We start from the raw sequence: 10,109 nt of genomic DNA, 5'->3' as shown, positions 1-10,109 counted from the left end.
TGGCACGCTGTTGAGTTCTCAAGGAACGGACACTTCCTTCGGACCGCCTTCCAGCGGGCCCTCCGGGCGCTTCGTTCTTTCGTGTTTCCAGCTTATCAGATCCTCGCGGCCGTTCTTACCGGCTTCGTTTCTCCGAATTCCCGCTGGGGGGATTTCCTTCGAACTTCGCTCCGAAGCTTATCAAAGCCTTCGTTGTGCTCAGTCCGCGGGATTTTGCTTCGTCGAAGGATGCGCATTCATAAAACGCGCTCACCTCGATTTGGCGGTGTCGTAGACACTAACGCCCGGGACTGACCGTTGTCCAGTCTGTCCCAACCGTTCAAACCTACTAGCCCACCCTCACCACGTCAATGGTTTGGTCGGGATGCGAGAAGAGTACCAGGTCAGAGGCATGTGGATCACCTCACCTCAGGCCGCGACGGGCTGTAGATCCGCCCGATCCGCCGCGTCCAGATCACCGACTTCGCCGGCCTCGGCGGCCTTTCGGCCCCACACCAGCGCGTAGAGGAGGAATGCCGTCTCGGCCAGCACGCCGATCGAGATGCGTGCCCAGGTGGGCAGCCCGGAAGGGGTGACGAACGCTTCGAGCACACCGGAAACAGCCAGCACCGTCGCGAGGCCGATGGACATGCCGATGATGGAGCGGCCCTGTTCGGCCAGGGCCGTTCCCCGGGTGCGCGGGCCGGGGTCGATGACCGTCCAGCCGAGGCGCAGACCGAGGCCGCCGGCCACGAACACCGCGGTCAGCTCCAGTAGGCCGTGCGGGATGAGCAGGCCGAGGAAGACGTCGAGTCGCCCGGCGGAGGCCATCAGCCCGACGCCGACACCGAGGTTGACCACGTTGGTCCACATCACCCAGAGCACCGGGAGACCCAGCGCGATCCCGAACAGCAGGCACTGCACGGCGATCCACGCGTTGTTCGTCCAGACCTGCGCGGCGAACGAACTCGCCGGGCGGTCCGAGTAGTACGACTCGTACTGCCCGCCGGGGCGGGTCATCTCCCGCAGGTGGTCCGGGGCGACCAGGCTGTTGCGGACCTCGGGGTGGGTGGCCATCCACCAGGCGAGCACCGCGGTGGCCAGCAGCGAGACGATCGCGACCGGCACCCACCAGCGGCGCGCGCGGTAGAGCGCGGCCGGGAAGCTCACCGTGTAGTACCGGGCGACGTCGTGCCAGCCGCTGCTGCGCGATCCGGTCACCGCGCTGCGGGCCCGCGAAACCAGGCCGGTCAGCCGGCTGAGCAGGGCCGGGTCCGGTGCGGCGGCCTGAACCTTGGCCAGGTGGCCGGTGGCGCGCTGGTAGAGGGTGACCAGTTCGTCGGCCTCCTCCCCGCTGAGCCGGCGCCGTCGGGCGAGGGCGTCCAGCCGTGCCCACTCCCCCTGGTGGGTGGCGACGAAGACGTCCAGGTCCATTCGGCGGCTCCATGGTCGGCGGTGGGCCCGAGGGGCCCGGTCGCGGGCGGGTGGACGGGCGGGTACGTACGGACACGCGCGGCCCAGCATGCCAGCAGCGGTGGGCACCCCGGCCGCCGGGATCTCACTTCCCGTGCGGCCACCGGGCGCCGTATGTTTGCGGCTGCGGATCAGACTGCGGAGAGCAGGTCGTGGGGGCCGGTCCGGATCGCGCCCCTCCCCTCGTCCGTGCCGCCCTCGGCGGCCTCCATGAGTGAGCTGTACGGCTCCACGAACGTGAACGGACAGGTGTCTTGAGCGACCTGGTGACGGGTGAGGCGGTCGTCCTCGACCTGCAGACGGCGAAGCTTCCCAGCCGGGCGCTGGCGATCACGCTGGACCTGCTCGTGGAGTTCGCCGCCCTGTTCCTGGTCTCGCTCACCCTGAGCGTCACCCTGATCGGACTGGACGGTGCGGCGCTGGCGGCCACCCTGATCGGGCTGCTGGTGCTCTTCCTGGTGGCCGTGCCGGTGATGGTCGAGACCTTCACCCACGGACGCTCGCTCGGCAAGGCCGCGCTCGGCCTGCGGGTGGTGCGCACCGACGGCGGCCCGGTGCGGTTCCGGCACTCGCTGGTGCGCGGGCTGGTCGGCTTCATGGAACTGGTCGCCATGACCGGCGTGCCGGCGGTGATCACCTCGGCCGTGAACGTGGACGGCAAGCGGCTGGGCGACATCTTCGCCGGGACGGTGGTCGTCCGCGAGCGCACCCCGGGCGGTGGGACGCCACCGCTGCCGCCCGTGCACCCGCACCTGCTCCAGACGATGGGCCGGGAGCTGGTCGCGATGGACCTGTCCGCCGTGCCGGAGCCGCTCTGGCTGGCGATCCGCCAACTGCTGGGTCGCATAGGCCAGTTGGATCCGACGGTGGCACTCCAGATGTCCACCCGGCTGGCCGGCGACCTGGCCGCCCGGACCGGTCACCCGGTGGCGCAGGGGCTGCACCCGGCGGCATACCTGGGCGCGGTGCTCACCGAGCGCCAGCGCCGGGAGTGGACGCGGGCCCAGGCCCAGTGGCAGCGGACCGCGGCACCCGCACCCGTACCCGCCGCGCAGCCGACTCCCGCGCCCCGGCCGGCCGCCCCGTCCTTCGAGAAGCCCGCCCCGCCCACCGCCGACCAGCCGTCCCCCACACCGGCCCCGACACCGGCCCCGTCCTCGACACCGGCCCCCGGCACCGGTTTCGCGCCGCCCGCCTAGGCTCACCGCGCTGCTCCACGGGGCCTACTCCCCGAACTGCGCCGGCCAGGCGTTCGGCGGCGACGCCAGCTCCTCCAGTTCGATCCCGTCGGCCGCCAGCACCACGTCCCCCGCGAGGTGCACGACCTGCTGCTCGCCGGTCTCCAGGTCCGCGACCTGGTACCGCTCGACCAGCAGCGGCCCGGAGTCGGTCTGGTGCGTGTCGACACCCTCCAGCAGCCACCCCTGGTCGAAGGTGCGCGGCGCCAGCACCGGTTCGGTGAACGCGACCAGCCGCACCCGCGCACTCGCCCCCTCCCGCAGCCGCAGCAGCCGGGCGGTGGCGACCAGGAAGGCCGGCGAGCCACCGGTGAACCCGTGCGCCCGGTCGTGCCCCTCCACGCTGTGCTCGCCGCCCGGGTCCGCCGCGTCCGTCCGGACCCAGGCGACGCCGTCCACCGCGCCGCCGCGCACCTGCCAGCCGCCGGCCCGCAGCTCCATCCGCAGCGGGCGGGCCCGCGAGTCCAGGGTGAGGTCGACGCTGCCGATCACCCGCCCGTCCGGCGCGTAGGTCTTGGAGACGTACCGCCAGCCGGCCGCCCCGGGGGCGCAGCTGAAGCGCTCCTCCCCGAGCAGCACGCGGTCGTGACCCAGAGGAGTCATGGCTGTATGGAGCGAGTACCGGCCGTTGGGCATGCCCGAAAGCCTACGTGTGCACTTCGCGTGCAACGTTCGGGACGGGTGCCCGCATCAGGGGGGTGGACGGCGCGCCCGGACGCCACCGACTGGACCACCGACGTCATCGTGCCCTGAACCGCCACCGGCCGACCGAACGCGCCGGTGGCCGGCACCCCCGTGCGGGGGTGCCGGCCACCGGCGTACGGCTCACCGCATCAGTAGCGGTACTGCTCCGCCTTGTACGGGCCCTCGACCGGGACGCCGATGTAGTCGGCCTGGTCCTGGCTCAGGGTGGTCAGCTTCACGCCGAGCGCGTCGAGGTGCAGCCGGGCGACCTTCTCGTCCAGGTGCTTGGGCAGCACGTAGACGCCGATCGGGTACTGCTCGGTCTTCGTGAACAGCTCGATCTGGGCGATCGTCTGGTTCGCGAAGGAGTTGGACATCACGAACGACGGGTGGCCGGTCGCGTTGCCCAGGTTCAGCAGGCGGCCCTCGGAGAGGACGATGATGGTGCGGCCGTCGGCCTTGCGCCACTCGTGGACCTGCGGCTTGACCTCGGTCTTCACCACGCCGGGCAGCTGCGCCAGGCCGGCCATGTCGATCTCGTTGTCGAAGTGGCCGATGTTGCCGACGATGGCCTGGTGCTTCATCCGGGCCATGTGGGAGGCCATGATGATGTCCTTGTTGCCCGTGGTGGTGATGAAGATGTCGGCCGTCTCGACGACGTCCTCCAGGGTGGCGACCTGGTAGCCGTCCATCGCCGCCTGGAGCGCGCAGATCGGGTCGATCTCGGTGACGATGACGCGGGCGCCCTGGCCGCGCAGCGACTCGGCGCAGCCCTTGCCGACGTCGCCGTAGCCGCAGACGAGGGCGACCTTGCCGCCGATCAGGACGTCGGTGGCGCGGTTGATGCCGTCGATGAGCGAGTGGCGGCAGCCGTACTTGTTGTCGAACTTCGACTTGGTGACCGAGTCGTTGACGTTGATCGCCGGGAACAGCAGCTGGCCGTCACGGTGCATCTCGTACAGGCGGTGGACACCGGTGGTGGTCTCCTCGGTCACGCCCTTGATGGTGGCGGCGACCTCGGTCCACTTGTTCGGGGAGTCCTTGAGGGTGCGGTTGAGCAGCTCCAGGATGATCCGGAACTCGTCGTTGTCCGCGGTGGACGGGTCCGGCGCGGCACCGGCCTTCTCGAACTCGACGCCCTTGTGGATCAGCAGGGTGGCGTCGCCGCCGTCGTCCAGGATCATGTTCGGGGTCTTGCCGCCCGGCCAGGTCAGGGCCTGCTCGGTGCACCACCAGTACTCGTCCAGAGTCTCGCCCTTCCAGGCGAAGACCGGCACGCCCTGCGGGTTCTCCGGGGTGCCCTCCGGGCCGACCGCGATGGCGGCGGCCGCGTGGTCCTGGGTGGAGAAGATGTTGCAGGAGCACCAGCGGACCTCGGCGCCCAGGGCGGTCAGGGTCTCGATGAGGACGGCGGTCTGCACGGTCATGTGCAGCGAGCCGGTGATGCGGGCGCCGGTCAGCGGCTTCGACTCGGCGTACTCGGCGCGGATCGACATCAGGCCGGGCATCTCGTGCTCGGCCAGCTGGATCTCCTTGCGGCCGAACGGCGCCAGGGAAAGGTCGGCGACCTTGAAGTCACCGGTGGTGTCGGTCGACATGCGTCTGCTCCTCGCTGATGGGGTGGGCGTGGCCAAGGTCCTGTGTGTGCGGTCGCAGCGGGGGCGGGGCCGTACGGGTGCACGGCTACGCCGGGGCGCCCGGATCCGTGGTGGTGGACCGGTTCCCTGCTGCGCAGCACAAACCGTCGGAGGACCTCTCTCCCTCGACCGGGGCACACCCCACGGGGGCGGACCGCCGATCAACCGCCATCAGCAGCGACGTTCTGGCTCTGGTGACGAATCTACACCGGCGGCCCCACCGGCCGTCCGCCGATGAGCGATTTCGGCCTCGGACCGGACGGGTCCTCAAGCGGATCCCAGCCGGCCCCGGCCAGGGTCGGTCAGCCCCGGCCGGGGTCGGCCCGGCGCCGGTCAGTGCGAGGCGGCGGGCCCGGGCCCGCCGGGGGTGGCCGCCGGGTCCTCGCCCGCGGCGGCCTTCTCGGCGCTGTAGACGTCGGGCTCCAGGTAGATCGCCCGCGCGATCGGGACGGCGGCCCGGACCCGCTCCTCCGCCGCGTCGATCGCCCGCGCGACGCGGGCCGCGCTGTCCTCCGCGTTCACGGCGATCTTGGCGGCGACCAGCAGTTCCTCCGGCCCCAGGTGCAGGGTGCGCATGTGGATCACGCCGGTGACGGCCTCGCCGTCCACCAGCGCCTCGCGGATCCGGCGCACCGAATCCCGGTCGGCGGACTCGCCGAGCAGCAGCGACTTGGTCTCCAGCGCGAGCACCACCGCGATCAGCACCAGCAGGACGCCGATGCCCAGGGTGCCGACGCCGTCCCAGACGCCGTCGCCGGTGATCACGGTGAGCGAGACGCCGAGCAGCGCGAGCACCAGGCCGATCAGCGCGCCGGCGTCCTCCAGCAGCACCACCGGCAGCTCCGGGGCCTTGGCGGTGCGGATGAACTGCACCCAGCCCTGGCCGCCCTTGGCCTTCGCCGACTCGCGCATCGCGGTGAGGAAGGACCAGCCCTCCATCGCGACGGCGAAGATCAGCACGCCGACCGCCCAGCCCCAGGAGTCCAGCTTCTCCGGGTGGTTGACCTTGTGCCAGCCCTCGTAGACCGCGAACAGGCCGCCGACGCTGAAGAGGACGATCGCCACCAGGAAGCCGTAGACGTAGCGCTCGCGGCCGTACCCGAACGGGTGCTCCTCGTCCGCCGCCCGGCGCGCCCGCTTGCCGCCGATCAGCAGCAGCACCTGGTTGCCCGAGTCGGCGACCGAGTGCACGCCCTCGGCCAGCATCGACGAGGAGCCGGTGAAGCCGAAGGCGGTGAACTTGGCCACCGCGATCGCCAGGTTCGCGGACAGTGCCGCGACCAGTGCCTTGGTGCCGCCTTCTGTACTCATGCTCCGGGTCCCTCCGCCGCAGTGGCCGGTCGCGCTGCTCCGTCGAGCGCTTACCGTACCGGCCGTGCGACGCCGACTCAGGACTGCGCGGCGGCGAGCCCGAGGTAGACGGCGGCGAAGTCGGTCAGCGCGACCAGGTCGGCGAGCGCGTGCAGCGGGTCCGGCCGGGTGGTCGCGTACTCGGTCAGCCGGACGTCGTGGGCGCCGGCCAGCCGGTGCGCGCGGGTGACGCCGAAGCTGCGCGGGCCCGCGTCGTCCTCCGGTACCTCGACCGGCCCGTCCACCTCGTCGGGCACACCGGGCACGCCGCCGGGCTGGGCCCCGGGCCGACCGCCGGGCGCCCCCGGGACGTGCCGCAGCAGCAGGACCTGGAGGTGCAGCGGATCCGGCTCGTCGACCCGGTCGCGGAAGAAGTCGTCCGGGTCCGCGCCCGCGCCCAACTGTCCGGTGAACATGCCGCGGTGGGCGGTGAGCACCTGAGGCAGCGGCCCGGCCAACGCCGGACGGCCGGCCCGCTCGGCGAGCTGGGCGGCGAAGCGGGTGGCGACGGCCCCGGCGATCGGGCCCTCGGCCCACAGCAGCGGGACCGTCCCGGCCAGCCGGGCGGCCAGGCCCTTGGCCGGGTTGGTGTACGCGGCGGCGTCGGGGCGGCAGCGGACGGCGGTCGCGTCCAGCAGGTCGGCGACGGCCGGCAGCGCGTCGTACGGCAGCTGGGTGATGCCGATCTTCTGGGCGAGCGCGAGCAGCGGGGTGAGGTGGGACCACAGCGCGGCCGGGTCCTCGGCGGGGAGGTCCGGCTCGGCGGCCGGGCGGGCGGGCGCCTCGTCCTCGGGCAGCACGGAGGTCACGTACGGCAGCGGCAGCGCGCGCACCTGCAACGCGGCCTCGGCCAGCGGGCTGCCCACCGGGGCGGTGACCGCGATCGCGCAGCCGCGCGCGTAGGCCTGCTCGGCGAGGCTGACCAGGCCCGGTTCGCCGCCGTCGGCGGAGCTGACCACCAGGAGGTCCAGCGGGCCGGCCCAGCCGGGCAGTTGCCAGCCGAGCCCGGCGGTGAAGGCCGGCGGCGCGCCGGCCCGGTCGGCGCGCGGGGCGACCGCCTCGGTCGGCGGCAGCGTGGTGATCAGGCCGGCGTTGCCGGCCAGCGCGGTCAGGATCTCGCCCGCCGTCAGGGCGCTGCCGTGGCCCGCGACCAGGACGGCGCGCGGGCGGCCGTCCGGGCGCAGCCGGTCCAGGCCGGCCGCGTCGGCCAGCCGCAGCGCGGTGCGGACCCGCGCGCCGGCACCGGCCAGGGCCAGCAGGGCGCGGTCGCGGTCGGCGCGCTGCAGGGCGGCCGGGTCGTCGAGCAGGGTGTCGTCGAGCATGCGGCGGGCCTCCGGCTGCTGTCCTGTGCGCGCTGGGCTGACGGGGTGGGGGCTTCGCCCCAAGGATCAGGCCGGGCGGCGGGCCTCGTCCACCAGCAGGACCGGAATGCCGTCCCGGACCGGGTAGGCGAGGCCGCAGTCCGCGCCGGTGCAGAGCAGCTCGGGCTGCTCCTCGGTGCCGCCCTCGGTGAGCGCGGCCCGGCACTGCGGGCAGACCAGGATCTCCAGCAGGAAGGATTCGAGCTTCATGGGGCTCTCCAAAAGTCGGGGGGTGGCACGGCGGTGCCCCGGCCGATAGGCAACCCTACCGGCCGGGGCACAGCGGGCCTCGGTCAGGCGCGGACGATGGCGAGCACGCCGTCGCGCAGCTCGGCCATCTTCGCCGGGTCCTTGGCCTCGGCGTTCAGGCGCAGCAGCGGCTCGGTGTTGGAGGCGCGCAGGTTGAACCACCAGTCCGGGCCGGCCACGGTGAGGCCGTCCAGCTCGTCGACGGTGGTGCCCTCCAGGCCGGCGTAGGCGGCACGGACGGCGGCGGTGCTGGCGGCCTGGTCGGCGACGGTGCTGTTGATCTCGCCGGAGGCGGCGTAGCGGTCGTACTCGGCGGTGAGCGCGGACAGCGTGCCGGGCTGCCCGCCGAGCGCGGCCAGCACGTGCAGCGCGGCCAGCATGCCGGTGTCGGCGCGCCAGAAGTCGCGGAAGTAGTAGTGCGCGGAGTGCTCGCCGCCGAAGACGGCGTCGGTGACGGCCATCTCCTGCTTGATGAAGGAGTGGCCGACCCGGGTGCGCACCGGGTTGGCGCCGAGCGCGCGGACCACCTCGGGGACGGTCCAGGAGGTGATCAGGTTGTGGATGACGGTCGGCTCGGCCTCGCCGGCGGCCTGGGCGCGGGCGATCTCGCGGGCGGCGACCAGGGCGGTGATGGCGGACGGGGAGACCGGCTCGCCGCGCTCGTCGACGACGAAGCAGCGGTCGGCGTCGCCGTCGAAGGCCAGGCCGAGGTCGGCGCCGACCTCGCGGACCCTGGCCTGGAGGTCGACGATGTTCTTCGGGTCGAGCGGGTTGGCCTCGTGGTTGGGGAAGGTCCCGTCCAGCTCGAAGTACATCGGGACGAGCTCGATCGGCAGGCCGTCGAAGACGGTCGGCACGGTGTGGCCGCCCATGCCGTTGCCCGCGTCCACGACGACCTTGAGCGGGCGGATCGCGGTGAGGTCGACCAGGCCCAGCAGGTGGTCGGCGTAGCCGCGCAGGGTGTCCTGCTCGGACAGCGCGCCCGGCTTGACGTCCTTCGCCGGGACGGTGACGGTGTCGTCCTCGCCCGTCCAGGACTCGACCAGCTCGCGGATCTCGGCGAGGCCGGTGTCCTGGCCGACCGGGGCGGCGCCGGCCCGGCACAGCTTGATGCCGTTGTACTGGGCCGGGTTGTGGCTGGCGGTGAACATCGCGCCGGGCAGGTCGAGCTTGCCGCTGGCGTAGTAGAGCTGGTCGGTCGAGCAGAGGCCGATCTGGACCACGTCGGCGCCGTAGGCGGCGGCGCCCTCGGCGAACGCCCGGGTGAGCGACGGGGAGGAGGGGCGCATGTCGTGGCCGACGACGATCGCGGACGCGCCGGTGACCTGCACGAACGCGGCGCCGAAGGCCCGGGACAGGTGCTCGTCCCACTGGTCCGGGACGACGCCTCGGACGTCGTAGGCCTTCACGAGCTGCTTGAGGTCGCGCACTGCGGCTCCACCCTGGTCTCTGTACTGGTCGGTGTGCGTGTGATCGGCGGCTGGCCGCCCACGGTCACGATACGTCGGGGTCACCGCCCGTTCGGTCGACGGTCGCGGTGACGGTAGACGGGCAGCGTACCCAAGTCGGACGAACGCCCGGTGCGGGCCCGGGCGGGGTAGGGCGTCGGCGGTGCGGCGTCAGTTGTCCGGCGAGCGCAGGACGCGCAGGTGGCCGCGGCGGCCGCCCTCGGTGGACTCGCCCTCGGACCCGCGGCCCTGACGGGGGGTCTGCGGCCGGGCGGCCTCGCGGACGGCGTTGGCGAGGGCCTCCAGGTCGTCGCTGCTGCGGCGCAGCGGCCCGACCTCGGCGGCCAGCCGGACGACCTCCCAGCCGCGCGGGGCGGTGAGGCGCTCGGCGTGCTCGGCGCACAGGTCGTAGCAGTGCGGCTCGGCGTAGGTGGCGAGCGGGCCCAGGACGGCGGTGGAGTCCGCGTAGACGTACGTCAGCGTCGCGACGGCCGGCCGGCCGCACGCGGTCCGCGAACAACGACGTACAGAGCTCACGAGGGTGGACGGTACCGCACTCCTCGCCGGGGAGCGAAGACCGCCTGTCCGGCGGGTGTGCCGTGTCGCGGTCCGCACGCCGGTCCGCGCCTCCGCCGCCTCGGGCGTTTCCCCGTCGGAGTAGTCCACTTCCGACCGTCCAAGGACTACCCT

The 10,109-nt window shown here is 72.8% G+C and carries 9 protein-coding genes; 1 reads left to right on the top strand and 8 read right to left on the bottom strand.

Going from position 1 to position 10,109, the window contains the following annotated elements:
• Positions 1–408 precede the first annotated feature (408 nt).
• The gene (locus ACIQVZ_RS37345; protein WP_350886468.1) at positions 409–1,413 is read right to left on the bottom strand and encodes a stage II sporulation protein M; all 1,005 of its coding nucleotides are present in this window, start codon (positions 1,411–1,413) and stop codon (positions 409–411) included.
• Between the two features lie 293 nt (positions 1,414–1,706).
• Between ACIQVZ_RS37345 and ACIQVZ_RS37340 the strand changes: the two genes are divergently transcribed.
• Positions 1,707–2,651, top strand: coding sequence for an RDD family protein (locus ACIQVZ_RS37340; RefSeq protein WP_402456385.1), 945 nt, complete (start codon positions 1,707–1,709; stop codon positions 2,649–2,651).
• A gap of 24 nt (positions 2,652–2,675) precedes the next feature.
• Here ACIQVZ_RS37340 and ACIQVZ_RS37335 read toward each other — a convergent pair whose 3' ends face one another.
• The 7 genes from ACIQVZ_RS37335 to ACIQVZ_RS37305 form a co-directional block, all read right to left on the bottom strand.
• Positions 2,676–3,326, bottom strand: a complete 651-nt coding sequence (locus ACIQVZ_RS37335; protein ID WP_350886472.1) for a hypothetical protein — start codon at positions 3,324–3,326, stop codon at positions 2,676–2,678.
• A 197-nt stretch (positions 3,327–3,523) separates the two neighbouring features.
• Entirely contained in the window at positions 3,524–4,972 is a 1,449-nt protein-coding gene (gene ahcY / locus ACIQVZ_RS37330) for an adenosylhomocysteinase (protein WP_350886474.1), read from the bottom strand.
• 372 nt (positions 4,973–5,344) lie between these two features.
• Positions 5,345–6,322 (bottom strand): cation diffusion facilitator family transporter, encoded by a 978-nt coding sequence (locus ACIQVZ_RS37325; RefSeq protein WP_402456383.1) that lies wholly within the window; start codon positions 6,320–6,322, stop codon positions 5,345–5,347.
• Positions 6,323–6,399: 77 nt separating this feature from the next.
• A complete protein-coding gene (locus ACIQVZ_RS37320; RefSeq protein WP_402456381.1) occupies positions 6,400–7,683 on the bottom strand; it encodes an SIS domain-containing protein in 1,284 nt (427 codons plus the stop codon).
• A gap of 66 nt (positions 7,684–7,749) precedes the next feature.
• A complete protein-coding gene (locus ACIQVZ_RS37315) occupies positions 7,750–7,932 on the bottom strand; it encodes a Trm112 family protein (protein WP_063349138.1) in 183 nt (60 codons plus the stop codon).
• A gap of 83 nt (positions 7,933–8,015) precedes the next feature.
• Positions 8,016–9,401, bottom strand: coding sequence for a phosphomannomutase/phosphoglucomutase (locus tag ACIQVZ_RS37310; protein WP_350886480.1), 1,386 nt, complete (start codon positions 9,399–9,401; stop codon positions 8,016–8,018).
• Positions 9,402–9,590: 189 nt separating this feature from the next.
• Complete coding sequence (locus ACIQVZ_RS37305) at positions 9,591–10,034, bottom strand: DUF3499 domain-containing protein (RefSeq protein ID WP_402456388.1); 444 nt, start codon at positions 10,032–10,034, stop codon at positions 9,591–9,593.
• Between the last annotated feature and the right edge of the window lie 75 nt (positions 10,035–10,109).

Source organism: Kitasatospora sp. NPDC098663 (genome assembly GCF_044760075.1).
GTDB lineage: Bacteria > Actinomycetota > Actinomycetes > Streptomycetales > Streptomycetaceae > Kitasatospora.
This window is presented reverse-complemented; position numbering and strand designations above follow the sequence as displayed.